17 protein-coding genes are annotated in these 18,685 nt (G+C 69.0%); 7 read left to right on the top strand and 10 right to left on the bottom strand.

Annotated features, from left to right (window positions below; genetic code table 11):
• Positions 1 to 49: 49 nt before the first annotated feature.
• From L880_RS0105740 to L880_RS0105725, 4 genes are all read right to left on the bottom strand, one after another.
• Positions 50 to 1,525 carry a sensor domain-containing diguanylate cyclase gene (locus L880_RS0105740; RefSeq protein ID WP_027474864.1) on the bottom strand — a complete coding sequence of 492 codons (1,476 nt, stop codon included), beginning with the start codon at positions 1,523 to 1,525 and terminating at the stop codon, positions 50 to 52.
• Positions 1,526 to 1,660: 135 nt separating this feature from the next.
• Positions 1,661 to 2,773, bottom strand: coding sequence for a 3-deoxy-7-phosphoheptulonate synthase (locus tag L880_RS0105735; RefSeq protein WP_027474863.1), 1,113 nt, complete (start codon positions 2,771 to 2,773; stop codon positions 1,661 to 1,663).
• 26 nt (positions 2,774 to 2,799) lie between these two features.
• A complete protein-coding gene (locus L880_RS0105730; RefSeq protein WP_019573733.1) occupies positions 2,800 to 3,156 on the bottom strand; it encodes a zinc ribbon domain-containing protein YjdM in 357 nt (118 codons plus the stop codon).
• Between the two features lie 52 nt (positions 3,157 to 3,208).
• Entirely contained in the window at positions 3,209 to 4,759 is a 1,551-nt protein-coding gene (locus L880_RS0105725; protein ID WP_027474862.1) for an RNB domain-containing ribonuclease, read from the bottom strand.
• 313 nt (positions 4,760 to 5,072) lie between these two features.
• Here L880_RS0105725 and L880_RS0105720 point away from each other — a divergent pair, with 313 nt between their 5' ends.
• Positions 5,073 to 6,371 carry an MATE family efflux transporter gene (locus L880_RS0105720; RefSeq protein WP_043328717.1) on the top strand — a complete coding sequence of 433 codons (1,299 nt, stop codon included), beginning with the start codon at positions 5,073 to 5,075 and terminating at the stop codon, positions 6,369 to 6,371.
• A 30-nt stretch (positions 6,372 to 6,401) separates the two neighbouring features.
• Here the strand turns inward: L880_RS0105720 and L880_RS0105715 are convergent, their stop codons facing one another.
• Entirely contained in the window at positions 6,402 to 6,794 is a 393-nt protein-coding gene (locus tag L880_RS0105715; protein ID WP_051443090.1) for a hypothetical protein, read from the bottom strand.
• A 30-nt stretch (positions 6,795 to 6,824) separates the two neighbouring features.
• Positions 6,825 to 8,402 (bottom strand): bifunctional aminoglycoside phosphotransferase/ATP-binding protein, encoded by a 1,578-nt coding sequence (locus L880_RS0105710; RefSeq protein WP_027474859.1) that lies wholly within the window; start codon positions 8,400 to 8,402, stop codon positions 6,825 to 6,827.
• Between the two features lie 116 nt (positions 8,403 to 8,518).
• Here L880_RS0105710 and L880_RS0105705 point away from each other — a divergent pair, with 116 nt between their 5' ends.
• Both L880_RS0105705 and L880_RS0105700 read left to right on the top strand, forming a co-directional pair.
• A complete protein-coding gene (locus L880_RS0105705; protein ID WP_027474858.1) occupies positions 8,519 to 8,806 on the top strand; it encodes a type II toxin-antitoxin system Phd/YefM family antitoxin in 288 nt (95 codons plus the stop codon).
• Entirely contained in the window at positions 8,803 to 9,234 is a 432-nt protein-coding gene (locus tag L880_RS0105700) for a type II toxin-antitoxin system VapC family toxin (protein ID WP_027474857.1), read from the top strand. Before L880_RS0105705 ends, L880_RS0105700 begins: the two co-directional genes overlap by 4 nt.
• A gap of 58 nt (positions 9,235 to 9,292) precedes the next feature.
• Here L880_RS0105700 and L880_RS0105695 read toward each other — a convergent pair whose 3' ends face one another.
• Both L880_RS0105695 and L880_RS0105690 read right to left on the bottom strand, forming a co-directional pair.
• The gene (locus L880_RS0105695; RefSeq protein ID WP_157462627.1) at positions 9,293 to 11,650 is read right to left on the bottom strand and encodes an ATP-dependent DNA helicase; all 2,358 of its coding nucleotides are present in this window, start codon (positions 11,648 to 11,650) and stop codon (positions 9,293 to 9,295) included.
• Positions 11,647 to 12,504, bottom strand: coding sequence for a hypothetical protein (locus tag L880_RS0105690; RefSeq protein WP_043328613.1), 858 nt, complete (start codon positions 12,502 to 12,504; stop codon positions 11,647 to 11,649). The genes L880_RS0105695 and L880_RS0105690 overlap by 4 nt, the downstream gene beginning before the upstream one ends.
• Positions 12,505 to 12,795: 291 nt before the next feature.
• On the opposite strand from L880_RS0105690, the gene L880_RS0105685 reads away from it, so the two are divergent.
• The gene (locus tag L880_RS0105685; protein WP_027474854.1) at positions 12,796 to 13,176 is read left to right on the top strand and encodes a hypothetical protein; all 381 of its coding nucleotides are present in this window, start codon (positions 12,796 to 12,798) and stop codon (positions 13,174 to 13,176) included.
• Positions 13,177 to 13,249: 73 nt separating this feature from the next.
• Here the strand turns inward: L880_RS0105685 and L880_RS0105680 are convergent, their stop codons facing one another.
• Together L880_RS0105680 and L880_RS0105675 are read right to left on the bottom strand one after the other, a co-directional pair.
• Positions 13,250 to 13,888, bottom strand: a complete 639-nt coding sequence (locus tag L880_RS0105680) for a DNA-3-methyladenine glycosylase I (RefSeq protein ID WP_027474853.1) — start codon at positions 13,886 to 13,888, stop codon at positions 13,250 to 13,252.
• Between the two features lie 100 nt (positions 13,889 to 13,988).
• Positions 13,989 to 14,939 (bottom strand): LysR substrate-binding domain-containing protein, encoded by a 951-nt coding sequence (locus L880_RS0105675; protein ID WP_019573744.1) that lies wholly within the window; start codon positions 14,937 to 14,939, stop codon positions 13,989 to 13,991.
• A 213-nt stretch (positions 14,940 to 15,152) separates the two neighbouring features.
• Between L880_RS0105675 and L880_RS0105670 the strand changes: the two genes are divergently transcribed.
• The 3 genes from L880_RS0105670 (at position 15,153) to L880_RS0105660 (ending at position 18,684) form a co-directional block, all read left to right on the top strand.
• A complete protein-coding gene (locus L880_RS0105670) occupies positions 15,153 to 16,385 on the top strand; it encodes a metal-dependent hydrolase family protein (RefSeq protein WP_027474852.1) in 1,233 nt (410 codons plus the stop codon).
• Positions 16,386 to 16,481: 96 nt separating this feature from the next.
• Positions 16,482 to 17,705 carry an ABC transporter substrate-binding protein gene (locus L880_RS0105665; RefSeq protein WP_027474851.1) on the top strand — a complete coding sequence of 408 codons (1,224 nt, stop codon included), beginning with the start codon at positions 16,482 to 16,484 and terminating at the stop codon, positions 17,703 to 17,705.
• Positions 17,706 to 17,808: 103 nt separating this feature from the next.
• Complete coding sequence (locus L880_RS0105660; RefSeq protein ID WP_027474850.1) at positions 17,809 to 18,684, top strand: branched-chain amino acid ABC transporter permease; 876 nt, start codon at positions 17,809 to 17,811, stop codon at positions 18,682 to 18,684.
• Position 18,685 lies beyond the last annotated feature (1 nt).

Raw genomic sequence — 18,685 nt, 5'->3', positions numbered from 1 at the left:
CGACCTGGTGTCTGCGGGCCTTGGCGGCATGCGGGCCTCCGAAAGTGGTTCAGGTCGGGCCTGTTCTTCTATTCAAGTCCTGGCTTTGGTAGTAGCGGGCCTTGGCCGCGTACATGGCCTGGTCGGCCCGCGACACGGCGGCATCGAGCGACTCGCCGTCCTGGCAGGTGGCGCTGCCCATCGACAGGGTCAGCGGCTGGCCCGGGTAGAACTGGTTGTTCATCTCGAGCAGCGACTGGATGCGCTCCTGCACGGCCACAGCGGCGCGCGCGTCGGAGGCCGGCAGCAGCAGGGCAAATTCGTCGCCACCGATGCGCGCCGCACAGGCCGGTGAATCCACCGCCTTGCCCAGCACCTCGCCGGCGCGGCGCAGCATGGCGTCGCCCGCGGCGTGGCCCTCCTCGTCGTTGACGCGCTTGAGCCCGTTGAGGTCGACGATCAGCACGCTGACCGGCCAGGGCCCGCGGCGGGCCAGGCGATTGAGCTCGTCGGCATAGAAGGCGCGGTTGCGCAGCCGGGTCAGCACATCGTGCTTGCCCAGGTACTCCAGGTAGGCCTCGGCCTTCTTGCGGGCGGTGATGTCCACCAGTGACACCAGCACCAGGCTCCAGTCTTTCTCATGGCCTTCCAGCACCGAGAACTGCATGTGGATGTGCAGCTTGTCGCCGTTGAGCGTGTAGTTGGTCACCTCACGGTGCTGCACCAGCTTGTTCTGCCACAGGTCGATCAGCTGGTCGGAGAAGGAATCCACCATCTCGCCGCGGAACAGCTGGTCCAGCCGGCTCAGCAGTTCGCCCTTCGTTTGGGCCCCGAACATGCCCAGCGTGAGCTGGTTCACATCCACCACCCGGATCTCCTGCATGCAGCGGGTCACGAACTCGGGGTGCACCCGGATGAAGGTGGGGAAGTCGGTGATGCCTTGGCGCCGCGCCTCGTCCAGCAGCTGTTTGACGGCGCTGAAGTCTTCCACCCACAGCGACACCGGCGAGTGCTCGAACAGATCGCGTGCGTACTGCTCGCTGTTGGCCAGGCGCTGCAGGTTGCGGGTGGTGTCGGTCACGTCTTCCAGCGACACCATCACGCGGTCCCAATCGGCCTCGTGCCCCTGCAGGATGCGGGCCCGCACCAGCACGTCGAGGCGGCGCCCGTCGAGCGTGTAGTTGACGGTCTGGTTGACGAACTCATGCTGGCCGTTCCACAGCTGCGACCACTCGGCCACCACCTGCGGGAACATGTCGTCGCGGAACACCTGGCCCAGGTTGGCCAGCAGGTGGCCCGCATCGCTGGCGCCGAACAGGCTCAGAGTCTTGGCGTTCACCCGCAGCACCCGGATGCTGGCCGCACCTTCGGCCACCTGCTCGGGGTGTTGGGCCAGGTGCGCCGCCAGGTCCTGCACGCCCTGGCTGCGCAGGCGCTCGAAGAAGCGCTTGAGCTCGCTGAAATCCTCCAGCCACAGGGAGACCGGGGCCAGCTCGAAGATGCTCTCGAAATCGGTCGCGGCGGCGGTGGGGGTCGGCTGGCTCATCTCAGTGGGGTCGGACGCGGGTGGCGCCCTCGGAAAATGGGGTGCTGGCAGTTTAGCGGAGCCTTGTGAAGAAGGGGGGCAGGGGCCGTTGCCTCATGCCCCTCCCCGAGCCCTTCCCCTGCCCCCGCCATGGGCTCACTGGGTGGCGCGGGCGCGGCGTGCTCGAACGGCCTCGGCCAGGCCTTGCAGCACCGGCAGGGTCTGGGCCATGCTGATGCAGGCGTCGGTCACCGACACACCGTGCTGCAGCGGCTGGCCGGGCACGATGTCCTGGCGGCCTTCTTCCAGGTGGCTTTCGATCATCAGGCCGGTGATGCGTGCGTCACCGGCGGCGATCTGGCGCGCCACGTCGGCGGCCACCTCGATCTGGCGGCGGTGCTGCTTGCTGCTGTTGGCGTGCGACACATCGATCATCACCTGCTCGCGCAGGCCGGCCGCCTTGAGCAGGGCGCAGGCCGCGTCCACATCGGCGGCGCTGTAGTTGGGCTGCTTGCCGCCACGCAGGATCACATGGCAGTCCTGGTTGCCGCGGGTCTCGAAGATGGCCGACTGGCCCATCTTGGTCATGCCCATGAAGGCGTGCGAGGCCTGGGCGGCCTGGATGGCATCGGCCGCCACCTTCAGCCCGCCATCGGTGCCGTTCTTGAAGCCCACCGGGCAGCTCAGGCCGCTGGCCAACTGGCGGTGGCTCTGGCTCTCGGTGGTGCGCGCCCCGATCGCGCCCCAGCTCACCAGGTCGCTGATGAACTGCGGGCTCAGCAGGTCGAGGAACTCGGTGCCCACCGGCAGGCCCAGTGCCAGCACGTCGAGCAGCAGCTGGCGCGCCAGCTCCAGCCCTTCGTTGATGGCGAAGCTGCCGTCCAGGTGCGGGTCGTTGATGTAGCCCTTCCAGCCCACGGTGGTGCGGGGCTTCTCGAAGTACACCCGCATCACGATCAGCAGCTCGGCGGCCAGCGCATCGGCCTGCTGCTTGAGCTGGCGTGCGTATTCCATGGCCTGCGCATGGTCGTGGATGGAGCACGGGCCCACCACCACCACCAGGCGATCGTCCGCACCGTGCAGCACGCGCGAGATGGCGCTGCGGCTGTGCTCCACCAGGGCCTGGGCTGAGGCCGGCGTGGGCAGCCACTCCTGCAGCAGGGCGGGCGTGATCAGCGGACGCACCGCGCGGATGCGGGTGTCGTCGATGCGGGTGGTGTCGTGGGTGTGGTCGGGCGAGGCGGCCGAGGCGCGAACGTGGGCAGTCATGGTGGAGGCAGTTTGGGGTTGGGGGCTCAGGCCTTCTTGAGGAAGACCGACTTCAGCATGAACTGGCCCTGGTCGGTCTTGCAGTCCACATCGTGGTCGCCGTTGTCGTGCACCAGGCGGATGCTCTTGACCTTGGTGCCCTTCTTCAGCACGGTGGAGCTGCCCTTGACCTTCAGGTCCTTGATCAGCAGCACGGCGTCGCCGTCGGCCAGGGGCTGGCCGTTGGCGTCACGGATCACGCCGTCGCCCGCAGGCTGGTCTTCGTCGCTGGCTTCGGCCTGGGCCGGCCACTCGAAGGCGCAATCGGGGCAGATGAACTGGTCGCCGTCGGCGTAGGTGTTTTCAAGCCCGCATTGGGGGCAGGCGGGCGGGGTGGTACTCATGGTGGGGCAGTCCGGGGAAGCAATGAAAGCCCGATAGTTTAGGCCCCCGGCCTCAATGCGCGGGGCGGGGCCTGGCGTGAGGCCTGGCTTGGGGCCGGGCATCGGCCGTGGCGCCATGCTCGGGTTCCTGCAGCGCAAAGTCGATGAAACCGCGCTCCACATCGGTGTGTTTGAGCTCCACCCGCAGCAGCTGGCCCACGCGCAGCGGGGGCAGCCGCCCGATCAGGCGCCCCTCCACCGGCGGCGACAGCAGCCGAACCCAGGTGGCCGAGGCCTCGGTGCCGGTCACCAGCGCGTCGAACGACTGGCCCACAAAGCGCTCCAGGTACAGCGCGGCCTCGCACTTGCGCAGCTTGCGCTCCACCTTGCGCGAGGCGTCTTCCTGCCGCGTGCAGTGCTGGGCCAGGTCCTGCAGTTCGGCGTCGCTGTAGGGCATGGGTTGATGGGCCAGGGCGGCTTTCACCATGCGCTGGGTGATCAGGTCCGGAAAGCGGCGGTTCGGCGCGGTGGAGTGGGTGTAGTCGCGCAGCGCCAGCCCGAAGTGGCCCAGCGGGCGCTGGCCCGCCTGCTCCACCACATACTCGCCCGAGCCCATCAGCTTCACGATGACCAGCGACAGGTCCGGGAAGCGCAGCGGGTCGGCCGTGTGGCGCCGCGCCAGAAAGGCCTCGAGCGCGCGCGAGTCGGGGCTGCCCGGCAAGGTCTCGCCGTACTGGGCTGCCACTTCCATGATGCGCATCCAGCGTTCGGGCGAACGCACCACCCGGCGCAGCGAGCGCCCGCTGTGGCGCGCCAGAAAGTGGGCCGTGCAGGTGTTGGTGGCGATCATCAGCTCTTCGATCAACTGGCGGGCCCGGTTCTGCACCTGTTGTTCGATGCCCACCAGTTGCCCCGCGTCGAACACGGCCCGGGGCTGGAAGGTCTCCAGCGCCAGCGAGCCCTGGGCATGGCGGGCGCGGCGCAGGGTCTGGGCCACCTGGTCCTGCAGGCGCAGTTGCTGCTCCATGCCGCTCACCCGGGCTGCGGCTTCGGGCAGCGGGCCCTGCCCCTCCAGCCAGGCGGCCACCGCGTCGTAGGCCAGTTGGGCCTGGTTGTGCACCCGGGCACGGTACAGGCGCACGCTGTGCAGGCTGGCGTCGGCATGGATCACCATCTCGGTCACCACGGCCAGGCGGTCCACTGCGGGGTTCAGCGAGGTCAGGTCATAGCTCAGCGCCTCGGGCAGCATCGTGAAAACCCGCGCCGAGGTGTAGACCGAGGTGGTGTTGAAGCAGGCGTGCTCGTCGATGGCCGAGCCCTTGGGCACCAGGCTGTCGACATCGGCAATCGCCACCCACACGCGGGTGGCGCCGTCGGGCAGGGCCTCGGCCACGGTGAGCTGGTCCAGGTCACGCGAATCGTCGTTGTCGATCGAACACCACAGCAAGGCGCGCAGATCGGGCAGGGCCTCCTCGGGCACCGCCGGGGTCTGCCGGATCGCCTCGACCTGGCGCTGCACGGCGGCTGAGAACTCGGGCTGCAGGCCCCGTTCGGTCATGCTGGCGGTGGCGATGCGTTGCAGGTCGGCGTAACGGCCGGGCCGGTGGGCGGAGGGAGCAGACATGGGGCACGGTGGCCGGGGCAGGCCCGGGCAAAAAGGGAGAAGGCTCATTTTGCAGCAAGCCATGCCGGGCGGATGTCCTGGGTCGTGGCCAGGCTGTGCGAGGGGCGACAGGGCCGCACAGCCCCGGGCTGTTAGAGTTTTGCGCTTCAAGCGGTGCCCATCCCGGCTGCCGTCCCTGAACTGACCGCACATGACCGTACACCGCAGCGCCTCCGCCCCCTCCCCCCATGCCGCGACGCCGCGCCACCCTGGCGCGCCGGCACCGGGCCCCGCCAAACCCCTTTGGCAGGTGTTCCTGGGCTTTCTCGGGCCCATGTTGCTGAGCAACATCCTGCAGGCGCTGTCGGGCACCATCAACAACATCTACATCGGCCAGATCCTGGGCGTGCAGGCCATGGCGGCGGTGTCGGGCTTCTTTCCGGTGGCCTTTTTCTGTGTGTCCTTCATCATCGGTCTGGGTGCGGGCTCGTCGGTGCTGATCGGGCAGGCCTGGGGCGCCCGCGACACGGGGCGGGTCAAGGCCGTGGCCGGCACGGCACTGTGCGTGGCCTTGTTGCTGGGCCTGGCCGTGGCGCTGCTGGGGGGCAGCTTCACCCCGGCGCTGATGCGGGCCCTGGGCACGCCGGCCAACATCCTGGACGAGGCCACGGCCTATGCGCGCATCGTGCTGCTCAACATGCCCTTGATGTTCCTGTTCCTGCTGTCCACCGCCATGCTGCGCGGTGTCAGCGACACCGTCACGCCCCTCAAGGCCCTGGTGCTGTCCACCGTGCTGGGCCTGGTGTTCACGCCGGCCTTCATCCTGGGCTGGGCGGGCCTGCCGCGCATGGGCGTGGCCAGTGGCGCCCTGGCCTCGGTGCTGTCCACCGCCTGTGCGCTGCTGTGGCTGGGCTGGCACCTGCGCCGGCGCCTGCACCCGCTGGCGCCCGATGCCGCCTTGCTGCGCCACCTGCGCATCGAGCCCCGGCTGCTGGCCACGGTGCTGCGCATCGGCGTGCCCACAGGGCTGCAGATGATCGTCATCTCGCTGGCCGAGCTGGCCCTGCTGTCCCTGGTCAATGGCTTTGGCTCCGACGCCACGGCGGCCTACGGTGCGGTGAACCAGATCGTGGCCTATGTGCAGTTCCCGGCCATCTCGATCGCCATCACCGCCTCCATCCTGGGTGCCCAGGCGATTGGCGCCGGGCGCAGCGAGCGCCTGGGCGACATCGCGCGCACCGGGCTCCTGATGAATCTGGTGCTCACCGGGGCCCTGGTCACCGTGGCCTACCTGTTCTCGCGTGCCGTGATCGGGTTCTTCATCACCAGCGCCCCGGTGCTGGAGCTGGCCCAGAACCTGTTGCACATCATGCTGTGGAGCAGCGTGATCTTCGGCATGGCCAGCGTGCTGTCCGGCGTGATGCGGGCCAGCGGGTCGGTGCTGGTGCCCACGGCCATCTCGATCTTCTGCATCCTGGGGGTCGAGGTGCCGGTGGCCGTGCTGATGAGCCGCCACATCGGTGTCGAAGGCGTGTGGGTGGCCTACCCGGTGGCCTTCATCGCCATGCTGCTGCTGCAAAGCCTGTACTACCGGCTGGTATGGCGGCGCCGTCCGATCCGCAAGCTGGTGTGACAGCCCCTGGGCCTCGCAGACGTCAAAGCCTCACAGCGTGGCCCCATAGCGCACCGCCGCCATGGCAAAGGCGAACACCAGCCCCTGCATGAAGCGGTTGCGCACCGGCACCGGCGAGCCGTGTTGGGCACGCCAGTGGCCGATCCAGGCCAGCACCGCGCCCGACAGCAAGGGCGACAGCACCAGGTTGGCCAGGCGCAGGCCCTTGCCCGGCAACAGTGAGTGCGGCAGCCACAGCAGGCTCAGGGCGCCGACCGCCAGGCCCAGCAAGGCATAGCCCAGCAGGGTGAACAGGGGGTGCGGCGGGCGGCGTCGCTCGGCGGGGCGTGTCAGGTGCAGGCCCCATTCGGCCAGCAGCTCGCCCAGCACCTGCAGCAAGACCTCGCCGAACAGTTCAAACAGCAACTCGAACAGGAATTCCATGGCGGCATTCTCGCCTGGGAGGCTGGGGTGTCAGGGGCCGTGCTGCTCCAGCCAGCGGCGCGCCAGGGCGGCGATGTCGGCCGGGCCCAGGGGCTCGGTGGTGTCCACCGACAGCACCCAGGGCAGTTCGTCGGCTTCGGGCCCACCGGGGCCTTTGAGCTGGCTTTGCAGCACCTCGGGCGTGGCCTCCGAGGCATCGTCGCCGCGGGCCTGGCGGGCCTCGATGCGCGAGCGCATCAAGGCCGGGTCGCAGTGGCAGTGCAGCACGCCGAAAGGCAGGCCCAGCGACCGGGCCAGGGCCTGGAAGCGGTCGCGCTCGCCGCGCCGCAAAAAGGCGGCATCCACCACCACCGGCCAACCCGCCCGCAGGGCCGTGGCGGCCTGCTCATGCAGGCGGTCAAAGGTGCGGCGCGTGGCCTCGGGCGTGTACAGCGACAGGCCCAGGGCCTCGGAGCGCTGCAGCGCCTGCAGGCCGAACAGGCGCTTGCGCTCCACATCCGAGCGCAGGCGCACCGCCCCGGTGGCTTGCAGCAACTGGGCGGCCACCGTGGATTTGCCCGAGCCCGACAGGCCCAGCGTGATCAGCAGGCGCGGCCCGCCGGGTGGGCCCAGGCTCAGGGCGTGTGCGCAGGCCAGGTAGTCGGTGGCGCCCGGCTGGGGCGGGCTCAGCGTGGCCACCAGGGCGCGCACCAGGGCGCGGTAGACCTCGTAGAAGCGCAGCACGGCCAGGCCGCCACAGTCGCCGGTCTGTTGCAGGTAATGGTCCAGCACGCCCGCCGCCAGGTCGGGGCGGCCATGGGCGTGCAGGTCCATGGTCAGAAAGCCCAGGTCGCTCATCACATCGATCCAGCGCAGGGCCGGATCGAACTCGATGCAGTCGAAGCCGGTGGCGCCCTCCTCGGTCAGCACGCAGTTGTTCAGGTGCAGGTCGCCATGGCCTTCGCGCACCCAGCCCTGTTCCAGCCGGGTCTGCCAGACCGGCGCCAGCACCAGCACTTGTGCCTGCATCCATCGCCGCAGCGCTGCCACGGGGGCCTCGCCCAGGGCGGCCTGCAGTTGCGCCAGCACCTTCAGGGCGGCCTGCTCGATCTGCTGTGGCTGGCCCCAGCCCTGCCCGGGCTGGGCCACGGCCGCCTGCTGATGGAACTGGCCCACACGCTGCGCCAGCCCCTGCAGCTCTTCGGCACCCAGCACCCCGGCGGCCAGCCGCTCGCTGAGCAGGGCCCCCGGGGCGAAGCGGCGCATGCACACCGCGTACTCGATGGCGGGGCCCTGGCCTCCCAGCAGCGGGGCTTCGGGGGTGCCGGTGATGGCCTGCACGCCCCGGTACAGCTGCGGCGCCAGGCGCTGGTTCAGGCGCTGTTCTTCGTCGCAGAAATGCCGGCGCAGCGCCAGCGTGCTGAAGTCCACAAAGGGCAGCCGCACCGGCTTCTTGAGTTTGTAGGCCTGCTCGCCGGCCAGCAGCACCCAGGAGATGTGGGTCTCGATCAGGCGCACGGGCTGGCCCGTGCTGGCCTGTGATGGGGCTTGCAACAGGGCTTGCAGGGCATGGATCAGCACGGCGTCCGCGCCGGGGGGGCTGGAGTGGCTGTGGGGGCTGGAGTTCATGGGGCCCGAGTGTGCCGCACCGAGCGTTGAGCCGCCTCAGGCGGGCATGGGCATCCCATTGATCCATCCAGCACTGGCTGCTATTCTGGTCAGGCTGACCAAAAGTCGAGGTGCCTATGAGCAAGACAACATCAGAAAACGCTGCGCCGCCTGGCCGTTGGATGCTGCAGGACGCGAAGGCCCGTTTCAGTGAGCTGGTGCGCCGCGTGCACAGCGAGGGACCACAGCACGTCACCGTGCATGGCCGGGACGAGGTGGTGGTCATCACCGCCGCAGATTTTCGTCGTCTGAGTGGGCAACTGACGGGGAGCCACTTGATCGAGGCCATCCAGTCCTCACCCTACCGTGACATGGACCTCGATGTCCCGCGTGAGGCCATGCCGGTCAGGGATGTGCTGCTGTGACGGACTACCTGCTGGACACCAACGTCATCTCCGAGCTGCGCAGGCCGCGTCCTGATGCGCGTGTTCTGGCTTTCGTGGCCGCCCAGCCCTTGGAGTCGCTTTACATCAGCACCGTGACGCTGGCGGAAATCCGCTTTGGCATTGAGCTGCTCGCAGAGGCCGGTCGCCGCGCAGAACTGATGAACTGGCTGACGCACAAGGTGCGACCCATGTTCGAGCGCCGTGTGTTGCCTGTGTCAGAAGAGGTGATGCTCACCTGGCGGCTTTTTGTGGAAGCAGGTCGTAAAGCTGGGCACACCTTCTCTCAGCCCGATCTCATCATTGCAGCCACTGCAGCCCAACACGGGCTCACGGTCGTCACCCGAGATGTCTCCGAGTTCCGGCATGCCAAGGTGCCCTTTCTGAATCCCTGGGAGGGAGAACTCTAGCCCCTGGATTGTTTCGCTGGGCCGTACCTCCTTGCGGCCCAATGCGGCCCCGGCGGCCTCAGTCCTTGAGTCCCCACCAGGCCGGCAGCAGGCGGCGCACCTCGGGCCGGGCAAAGCGGTCGTCCAGCAGGTGGATCACGCCCTCGTCGCCGGGGCCGCGGATCACCCGCCCGGCGGCCTGCACCACTTTCTGCAGGCCGGGGTAGAGGTAGGTGTAGTCGTAGCCGGCGCCGAACTGGGCCTGCAGCCGGCGGCGGATCTCTTCGTTGACCGGGTTGAGCTGGGGCAGGCCCAGGGTGGCCACAAAGGCGCCGATCAGGCGCCGGCCCGGCAGGTCGATGCCCTCGGCAAAGGCCCCGCCCAGCACCGCGAAACCGATGCCCTGGCCCTCGTCCCGGAAGCGCGCCAGAAAGCCCTGTTGCTCGGCTTCGCTCATGCCGCGCGACTGGCTCCAGCAAGGCAGCTCGGGGTGGCGTTGGGCCAGGCGCGCCGCGGCCTGCTGCAGGTAGTCATGGCTGCTGAAAAAGGCCAGGTAGTTGCCAGGCCGGGCCTGGTACTGCGCGGCCATCCGGTCCACCAGCGGGTCCAGCGATTGGGCGCGGTGCTGGAAACGGGTGGACAGGTCGTGCGCGGTGTGCACCTGCAACTGGGCCGCCTGGAAGGGCGACTCGACCTCGATGCAGGCCGTGTCGTCGGGCAGGCCCAGCAGGTCGGCGTGGTAGTGCATGGGCTGCAGCGTGGCCGAGAACAGGGTGCAGCTGTGGGCGCTGGCGAAACGGGCGCGCAGAAAGTGCGCGGGCACCAGGTTGCGCAGGCACAGCAGCGATTGCCCGGGGACCGGGGCGGTGGCCGGGCCAGGGCTCACATCCACCATCGAATGCGGGCCGAACTGCTCCAGCAGGCGGCCCAGTTGCAGGGTTTCGAACTGGAAGTCGAGCAGGGCCGGGTCGTTGTCGGTGGGGTGTTCGGCCTGGTGCTCGGCCAGGGTGCTGAGGGCTTGCTGCAGGGCGGCCAGCAGCTTGGGCGGAAAGTGCTCGTGCACCTGGTAGTGCGGGCCCTGGGCCTTGTCGTGGGCCACCCAGGCGCGGCCCACCCGGGCCAGGGCCTGGCGCACGGGCTGCGACTGCTGGGCGGTGGGGCTCTGGCGCGCCCGGGCCAGGTGCTCGGGGCGCAGCGCCACGCTGTACATGCTGCGGGCGCGCTCCAGCAGGTTGTGGGCCTCGTCCACCAGCAGGGCCACGCGCCAGTCGTTGGCCTGGGTCAGTCCGTGCAGCAGCCCCCCGCCATCGAAGTAGTGGTGGTAGTCGCCCACCACCACATCGGCCCAGCGCGCCAGTTCCTGGCCCAGGTAGTAGGGGCAGACCTGGTGCTGCAGGGCCACGGCCCGAAGCCGGGCCTGGTCGAGTGGGGCGCTGCCGTCGGGGTCGGTGCTGCCGCTCAGAGCGGCGCTGCGCGCCGCGGGCAGGCGGTCGTAGAAGCCCTGGGCCAGTGGGCATGACTCGCCATGGCAGGCGCGGTCGGGGTGTTCGCAGGCCTTGTCGCGGGCCACCAGCTCGAGCACCCGCAGCGGCCAGCCCGAGGGGCCGCCCAGGCGCCGCAGCGCCGCCAGGGCCAGTGGCCGGCCCGAGGTCTTGGCGCTCAGGAAGAACAGCTTGTCGAGCTGCTGGCCGGGCGCGGCCTTGAGCAGCGGGAACAGCGTGCCCACCGTCTTGCCGATGCCGGTGGGCGCCTGCGCCAGCAGGCAGCGCCCGCTGCGCGCGGCCTTGTACACTGCCTCGGCCAGGGGGCGCTGGCCGGTGCGGAAGTCAGGGTGCGGAAAGACCAGGGCCAGCAGGGCCGCGTCGCGGGCCCGGCGATGGGCCTGTTGCGCCTGGGCCCAGGCCAGAAAGCGGGCGCACTGGGTCTCGAAATGGGCCTGCAACTCAGCCGCGCTGCAGTGCCGGGTGAACACGGTCTCCTGCTCGGTGCCCACGTCCAGGTAGACCAGGGCCAGTTCGAGCTGGTCCCGGCCCTGCTGCTGGCACAGCAGCCAGCCGTAGACCAGGGCTTGCGCCCAGTGCAAGGCGCGCTGGGCGGGGTTTTGCCGCTCCAGCGAGCCCTTGTGGGTCTTGACCTCGTCGAGCCGGCCTGCGTCGGCAGCAAAACCATCGGCGCGGCCGCGCACCCGCAGCTGCCCCTGGTACACGCCGCTGAGGCTGAGTTCGGCCTGGTAGTCCGGGCCACGCCGGCGCGCCACCAGGGCGTGGCCGGCCATGCCTTCCAGCGCGCTGGGGGCGGGGGTGAAGCGCAGGTCGAGGTCGCCTTGCTTGGCGGTGAACTCGCACAGCTCGCGCACGGCCACGGTGTAGACCACGGGCGTTTCTGCCTCGGCTTGTGCCTTTGCCTGGGGCTGCACCGGGGCCGTGTCGGCGTTCACACCAGTTCCTGGCTCTGGCTCGGGTCTTCGCCCAGGCGGGTCTGCAATTCGTCGCCCTCGCGGCGCAGCGGGGTGGCCTTGGACAGCGCCAGCCACACCGGAAAGGGCAGCGTGCAGCGCGTGTGGCGGGCCGCGCGCAGCATCTCGAACTGGCCGTCGGCCAGGTTGCCGTGCAGCACCCAGATGCCCAGGTGCTCGGGGATCTCATTGGGCCGTGCCACCCCGGCCGGAAACACGTAGTAGCAGGCTTCGCTCAGCCATTGGTAGGCCTGGCGTTTGGCGCTGTGGCGCAGGTCGGACAGCAGGTCGGCACGGCTGAACTTGATCTCATGCACCATGGGCTGCAGGTAGGCCTCGACCGAGGTGTTGCGCACCGAAAACAGGTCAGGCCGGGCCATGCGCCACACATGCGGCACCGGGGCCGGTGCGGGCGGGGCCTCGTCAGGCCAGAGCGATGGCAGGGCGGTGGTGGCCGCCGCAGGGGCGGGTTCCGTGTCGGGTTGGGCCTGTGGCTGCTCCGGGTCCGGGGGCTGGCCGGGCGGGTCGATGGCGGCGCGCAGCGAGAGCTCGCGCCACACGATGCGGCCGGTGGCCATCAGGTGCTCGGCAAAGCGCTGTGCCAGGCGGTCGTGTGCGCTCAAGGCCCGCAGGCTGCGCTGGCGTGCCTGCGCCAGGGTCTGGATGCCGGCCTCGGTCAGGCGCAGGCATTCGTGGCCCTCGGGGCTGGTCTGCATGGCCACCAGGCCGGCGGCCAGCAGGTCGATCTCCAGCCCGTCCTTGCTCGGCCAGCCGGCCGAGCGCCAGATCTGCATCAGGCGGGTGCGGTGAAAGCGGGTCAGGGTCAGTTCCGTCATGGGATCCGTCATGGGGTGCGGCGTCGGGCGGGTCGGCGGGTGATGGCTGATTTTATATACAGTATCGCGCGCCGACCATGGGTGGCAGAGGCTGGCCCGACGGCGCAGGGGACGAACCCCCGTCTCCATGACATCCTGATGGCAGGATTGTTGTTGAAATTGAAATTCTTATTTGAACATCTGGCTGTTTTGTTGTGGTGATTGCTTGTCTACAGTCGCGTCATCCGGGGCCAAGCCCAAGGCCGGCCCGGTTTGATCTTCCAACGCCACTGACCGCGAGAACCTGACACCATGAAGCCCACCCAACTCACCGCTCTCTTGTTTGCAGCCCTGGCCGGCCTGGCCGGCGTGTCGGCCCAGGCCGATGTGCGCAGCCGCGCCGAAGTCGAAGCCGAAGCGGTCAAGGCCGCCCGTGATTCGGCTGTTTCGGTCGATTCCAAGTCCAAGGTGGCCCCGGTGCTGAACAGCACCCGCACCCGCGCCGAGGTCGAGGCCGAAGCCATCAAGGCCGCCCGCGATTCGGCCGTGTCGGTCGATTCCAAGTCCAAGGTGGCCCCGGCCCTGCCCAGCAGCCGCGACCGTGCCGAGGTGGACGCCGAAGCCGTCAAGGCCGCCAAGGATTCGGCCGTGTCGGTGGACTCCAAGTCGAAAGTGTTCCCGGTGCTGCGCTGAGCCCGGCAGCTTCACCTTGCACCCCTCCGAAAAGGCGGGCCCTCGGGCCCGCCTTTTTGTCGTCTGCGCCAGCTCAGCCGATGGCGGCGCGCCGGGCCAGGGCCAGGGGGCGCGCGTGGCAGCCCTCCAGGTGGTCGTTGACCAGGCCCATGGCCTGCATGAAGGCGTACATGGTGGTGGGGCCGACAAAGCTCCAGCCACGCTTCTTGAGGTCTTTGGACAGGGCCACCGATTCGGCCGAGGTGGTCAGGCCTTGCAGGCTCAGCGAGGTGATGGTCTCGGGGCGGCTGCCGGCGGGGGGCTCGAAACGCCAGAAGTAGGCCGCCAGGCTGCCGAACTCGTCGCGCAGCGCCTGGGCCCGGCGCGCGTTGTTGAGGGTGGAGGCGATCTTGCCGCGGTGCCGCACGATGCCCGGGTTGAGCAGCAGGCGGGCGATGTCGGCCTCGCCCAGGGCGGCCACGCGGTCGATGTCAAAGCCCTCGAAAGCCTGGCGGAAGCCCTCGCGCTTGTTCAGGATGGTCAGCCAGCTCAGCCCGGCCTGAAAACCCTCTAGGCAGATCTTTTCGAACAGCCGGGTGTCGTCATGCACTGGAAAGCCCCACTCGGTGTCGTGGTAGCGCTGGTACTCGGGGGTGGCGCGGCACCACACGCAGCGCAGGGTCTGGTGATCGTCCTTGAACAGGCCGGCAGGGGTGGGGCTGAGGTCGGGCATGGCGAAGGGTGTGATGGTTGTGGGGGAGGGGGGGGGGGCTGTGAATAATCACAGTATAAACAGGCCAACCGGCTGGGGCACCCCGCCCTGCACGCAGGTCTCAACTCTGGGCCGTCTTGCAGAAGATGCAGTCGCGCGGTGCTTCGGCGCTGGCGGCCTCGGCGTGGCTGCAGCAGTGCTCCAGCCAGGCGCTGACCAGCTTGTAGGCCGACAGGTTGGCGCGTGCGCTGGGGGCGCACAGGTAATAGCCCAGGGGGCTCTGGTAGCGGTCGCCCAGGGGTTCCACCAGGCTGCCGGCCTGCAGTTCGTCCTCCACCAGGCAGGTGGGAACGATGGCCACACCAAAGCCCGACACCGCGGCGCGGATGATCAGCGAATACAGGTTGAAGCCCGGCCCGAAGCGGCTGCCCGAGGTGTCGCACTGGTGCGCCTGCAGCCAGTCGTGCCAGGCCAGCGGCACCTCGATGTGCTGCAGCAGCGTGGCGCGCTGCAGGTCTTGCGGGCTGCGCAGCGCCAGGCTGTCGCGCACTTGCGGGCTGCACACCAGGCTGGTTTCCTGGCCGATCAGGTAGCGCGCGTTGGCACTGGGCCAGTTGCCGTAGCCGAACTGGATGGCGGCATCGAATTCGTGCGGCACGGCAAAGTCGTGGGCATGCTGGTAGCGCACGAAGTTCAGCGTGACCTGGGGCAGGGTGCGCTTGAAGTGGCCCAGGCGCGGAAACAGCCACTGCGCCGCAAACGTGGGCGGCACCGACAGGTTCAGGGCCCCGCCATTGCCGCCATAGGACATCAGCTGGGCCGTGGCCGATTCGAGTGCGGCCATGGCCGGGCGGGTGGCGTTGAGGTAGGTGGCACCGGCCTCGGTCAGCTCCAGCCCGGCGCTTTTGCGCATGAACAGTTTCTGGCCCAGGTAGTCCTCCAGCGAGGCGATGTGGCGGCTGATGGCGCTTTGCGTCACGCACAGGTCCTTGGCCGCCATGGTGAAGGCCTGGTGCTTGGCGGCGGCATGGAAGGCGTTCAGTTCCGAGATGGTGGGGCAGAGTCTTCGCATCGCAGCTTATGAGTAATGGTCATGGAGTGGTGAGATTTTAGGCATTGCAGCCAGACCCGATTGGCCCGATAAATGCAACATGTTTGAGCACCGGCGGCGGGTTTACCCAGGGAAAACCCCTGAAACCCCTGCTGGCTGCCCAAGCTCAAGGCCCTGGCCCCGTGTCTGAAGCCATGAGTAATTTGTAGTGTCCAACGGATTTTCTGAACGCCCATGACCCACTTGCTGATCGTCAACAGCCATGTTCTGGATGTGCATGCCCTCACGCTGCGCAGCGGCCTCTCGGTGCTGGTCTCGGACGGGCGCATCGCCGCCGTGGGCACCGACCTCAGCGTGCCTGCTGGCTGCACCACCCTGGATGCCCGGGGCATGACGCTGATGCCCGGCCTGATCGACTGCCATGTGCACACGGTGGCCTCATCCTTCAACCTGGGCGGGGTGGCCCGCCAGCCCAATGTGTTCGTGATGCTGCGTGCCCTGCCCATCATGAAGGCCATGCTCGAGCGCGGCTTCACCTCGGTGCGCGATGCGGGGGGCGCCGACTGGTCGCTGGCCGAAGCGGTGCGCACCGGCCTGGTGCCGGGCCCGCGCCTGTTCTCCTCGGGCAAGGCGCTGTCGCAGACCGGCGGCCACGCCGACTTCCGGCCCCGCAATGACGATCTGGACGCCTGCTCGTGCGCCTACAAGCTGGGCAACATCGGGCGTGTGGTGGACGGCGTGGATGCCTGCCGCCTGGCCGTGCGTGAAGAGATCCTCAAGGGGGCCAGCCAGATCAAGGTGATGGCCTCGGGCGGCGTGGCCTCGCCCAACGACCCGATCGGCAACCTGGGCTACTCCGAAGCCGAGCTGCGCGCCATCGTCGAAGAAGCCGGCAACGCCAACACCTACGTGATGGCCCATGCCTACACCCCACGCGCCATCGCCCGCGCCGTGCGCTGCGGCGTGCGCACCATCGAGCACGGCAACCTGGTGGATGCCCCCACCGCCGAGCTGATGGCCGAGCTGGGCGCCTACATGGTGCCCACCCTGATCACCTACGAAGGCCTGGCCAACGAGGGCGAGCGTTACGGGCTGCCGGCGGCCTCGATCGCCAAGATCGAGTCGGTGCGCGGCCAGGGCCGGCAGGCCATCGAGATCCTGGCGCGCGCCGGGGTGAAGATGGGCCTGGGCAGCGATCTGCTGGGCGAGACCCACCCGCTGCAATCGGACGAACTGCGCCTGCGCGCCGAGATCCTGGGCAACGGCCCGGTGCTGCAGCAGGCCACCCTGATCGGCGCCGAGATCCTGGGCCAGAGCGGCCAGTTGGGCGAGGTCACAGCCGGTGCCATCGCCGATCTGCTGCTGGTGGACGGCAACCCCCTGAGCGACATCCGCTGCCTGCTGAACCAGGGCGAACACATCCGCGCCATCCTCAAGGACGGGCTGCTGCACAAGAACACGCTCTGACGCACACCAAGCCAGCCGCCCCCCCTTTCTTCGCCTTTTCTCCGTTTTTTCTCCCTCTTTTCGCCACCCCCTCACCCCCCCTCTTGGAGAACCCTCATGCAACGTCGCCAACTCGTCCAGCTCTCCGGCCTGGCTGCCGCCCTGTCGTGCCTGCCCCGCCTCGGCTTTGCCCAGCAGGGTGAGGCGTTCCGCATCGGCTCGCTCACCCCCATCACCGGGGCCGGCAGCCCCTATGGCCCGGGCATGCAGCAGGCCATCCGGCTGGCGGTGGACGAGGTCAACGCCGCGGGCGGCGCCGGCGGCCGCAAGCTCGAGCTGTTCACCGAAGACGACCAGACCAAGCCCGATGCCGCCGTGCTCGCGGCCAAGAAGCTGATCGAGGTGAACAAGGTGCAGGCCGTGCTCGGCACCTGGGCCTCGGGCGTGACCCTGGCGGTGATGCCCTTGACCGAGGCGGCCGGCCTGATCGAGATGAATGTCTCGGGCGCCCCCGCCATCTCCACCCTCGACACCAAGGACCTGGTCTGGCGCTTCCAGGCCACCAACGACCGCTTCGGCGCGGCCTTTGCCGAGATCTGCGCCAAGCGCGGCTTCAAGCGCCCGGCCACCATGGCCTTCAACAACGCCTCGGGCCTGGGCAACACCGAGGGCTTCACCAAGGTCTGGAAGCAGCGCGGCGGCCAGGTGGTGGCCCATGTCACCTACGAGCCCAACCGCCCCAGCTACCGCAGCGAGTTGCAGAAGATCCTGGCGGCCAAGCCCGATGTGATCGTGACCGGCTCGTACCTGCCCGACACCACCATCTTGCTGCGCGAATGGTTCCAGGCCGGGGCCGACAACAAATGGGTCATCCCCGGCTGGGCCGCCAACCCCGATCTGGTCAAAGCCCTCGGGGCCGAGGTGTGCGAGGGCATCATCTCGGTGGACACCGTGTCCAACGAGAAGAGCGCTGCCTATGCGCATTTCGATGCGCTGTTCCAGAAGGCCGCTGGCAAACCCGCCTCGACCAACATCTACGCCGCCATGGCCTACGACATGGTGATCAGCCTGGCCCTGGCCATGGAGGCCGCCGGCCCCGGCGCCAGCGTCGAGCAGATCAACGCCCGCCTGCGCGATGTGAGCAACGCCCCCGGCACGGCCGTGGGCACCTTTGCCGAAGGCAAGGCCCTGCTGGCCAAGAAGGGCAAGGTGAACTACGAAGGCGCCTCCAGCAAGCTCGACTTCGACAAGTTCGGCGACGCCACCCCCGACTTCGGGGTGTACGTGATCGAAAAAGGCCAGCTGGTGCGCCGCGACGTGGTGTCCATCAGCGCCACGTGATGGTCCGGCGGGCCGGCCGGGCGCCTGACCTGGCACCGGCCCGCAGGGCAACTGGCCCCACCCCGGTGGTGGGCCCAACGGGCATGACCCATGAGATGACTTGATGACCTGGATCGAATTCGCAAACCTGTTGATCAATGGCTTGATCGAAGGCCTGGTGGTGGCCCTGCCCGCCCTGGCCATGACCCTGGTGATGGGGGTCAACCGCTTTCCCAATGCGGCCAGCGGCGACCTGCTGACCACCGGGGCCTATGCCGCCGTGGCCGTGCAGTGGCTGCTGGGCTGGCCGCTGTGGGCGGCGGCCCTGCTGGGGGCGGTGATCACCGCCGGGGTGTCGGTTGGTGCCTACCGGCTGATCTTCAGAAAGCTGGCCGGGCGCCCCATGGTGGCCTCGATGCTGGCGGCCATCGGGCTGGGCTTTTTGCTGCGCAGCCTGATCTCGTTCTTTGCCGGCCACGACCAGCGCACCTTCGATCTGCCCCTGGTGCGGGCCTGGAACTTCGGCGGCGTGCGCCTGCTGCCCACCGACCTGGTGATCGCCGCGCTGGCGGCGGCCTGCCTGGCCGGGGTGTTCGTGCTGATCTACCGCACCAGCTTCGGTCGCCAGTTGCGTGCCGTGGCCGACAGCGCCGATCTGGCCCGCGCCAGCGGCATCCGGGCCGGGGGGCTGATGATCAGCCTGTGGCTGCTGGTGGGCGCCCTGTCGGCGGTGGGCGGCGTGCTGTTGGGCATGAAGGCCGTGGTCACCCCCGACATGGGCTGGGAAAGCCTGATCCCCGCCTTTGCGGCCATGGTGCTGGGCGGCATCGGCAGCCCGGTGGGCGCCGTGCTCGGGGCCTTGCTGCTGGGCGTGGTGCAGGAACTGGCCGTGCCCTTGCTGGGCCCGTCTTACAAGCTGGTGCTGGCCTTTGCCGTGCTGGCGGGTGTGTTGTTGCTGCGGCCGGCCGGCTTGATGGGCCGGGTGCAGCTGGTGAGGTGAG

It is taken from the genome of Curvibacter gracilis ATCC BAA-807, assembly GCF_000518645.1.
In the GTDB taxonomy this organism is placed as follows: Bacteria; Pseudomonadota; Gammaproteobacteria; order Burkholderiales; family Burkholderiaceae_C; genus Curvibacter; species Curvibacter gracilis.
This window is presented reverse-complemented; position numbering and strand designations above follow the sequence as displayed.

Bases quoted from the DNA above. Each gene is read 5' to 3' on its own strand.
- L880_RS0105740 (WP_027474864.1), bottom strand. From the start codon at position 1,525: ATGAGCCAGCCGACCCCCACCGCCGCCGCGACCGATTTCGAGAGCATC.
- L880_RS0105735 (WP_027474863.1), bottom strand. From the start codon at position 2,773: ATGACTGCCCACGTTCGCGCCTCGGCCGCCTCGCCCGACCACACCCAC.
- L880_RS0105730 (WP_019573733.1), bottom strand. From the start codon at position 3,156: ATGAGTACCACCCCGCCCGCCTGCCCCCAATGCGGGCTTGAAAACACC.
- L880_RS0105725 (WP_027474862.1), bottom strand. From the start codon at position 4,759: ATGTCTGCTCCCTCCGCCCACCGGCCCGGCCGTTACGCCGACCTGCAA.
- L880_RS0105720 (WP_043328717.1), top strand. From the start codon at position 5,073: ATGTTGCTGAGCAACATCCTGCAGGCGCTGTCGGGCACCATCAACAAC.
- L880_RS0105715 (WP_051443090.1), bottom strand. From the start codon at position 6,794: ATGGAATTCCTGTTCGAGTTGCTGTTTGAACTGTTCGGCGAGGTCTTG.
- L880_RS0105710 (WP_027474859.1), bottom strand. From the start codon at position 8,402: ATGAACTCCAGCCCCCACAGCCACTCCAGCCCCCCCGGCGCGGACGCC.
- L880_RS0105705 (WP_027474858.1), top strand. From the start codon at position 8,519: ATGAGCAAGACAACATCAGAAAACGCTGCGCCGCCTGGCCGTTGGATG.
- L880_RS0105690 (WP_043328613.1), bottom strand. From the start codon at position 12,504: ATGACGGAACTGACCCTGACCCGCTTTCACCGCACCCGCCTGATGCAG.
- L880_RS0105685 (WP_027474854.1), top strand. From the start codon at position 12,796: ATGAAGCCCACCCAACTCACCGCTCTCTTGTTTGCAGCCCTGGCCGGC.
- L880_RS0105680 (WP_027474853.1), bottom strand. From the start codon at position 13,888: ATGCCCGACCTCAGCCCCACCCCTGCCGGCCTGTTCAAGGACGATCAC.
- L880_RS0105675 (WP_019573744.1), bottom strand. From the start codon at position 14,939: ATGCGAAGACTCTGCCCCACCATCTCGGAACTGAACGCCTTCCATGCC.
- L880_RS0105670 (WP_027474852.1), top strand. From the start codon at position 15,153: ATGACCCACTTGCTGATCGTCAACAGCCATGTTCTGGATGTGCATGCC.
- L880_RS0105665 (WP_027474851.1), top strand. From the start codon at position 16,482: ATGCAACGTCGCCAACTCGTCCAGCTCTCCGGCCTGGCTGCCGCCCTG.
- L880_RS0105660 (WP_027474850.1), top strand. From the start codon at position 17,809: ATGACCTGGATCGAATTCGCAAACCTGTTGATCAATGGCTTGATCGAA.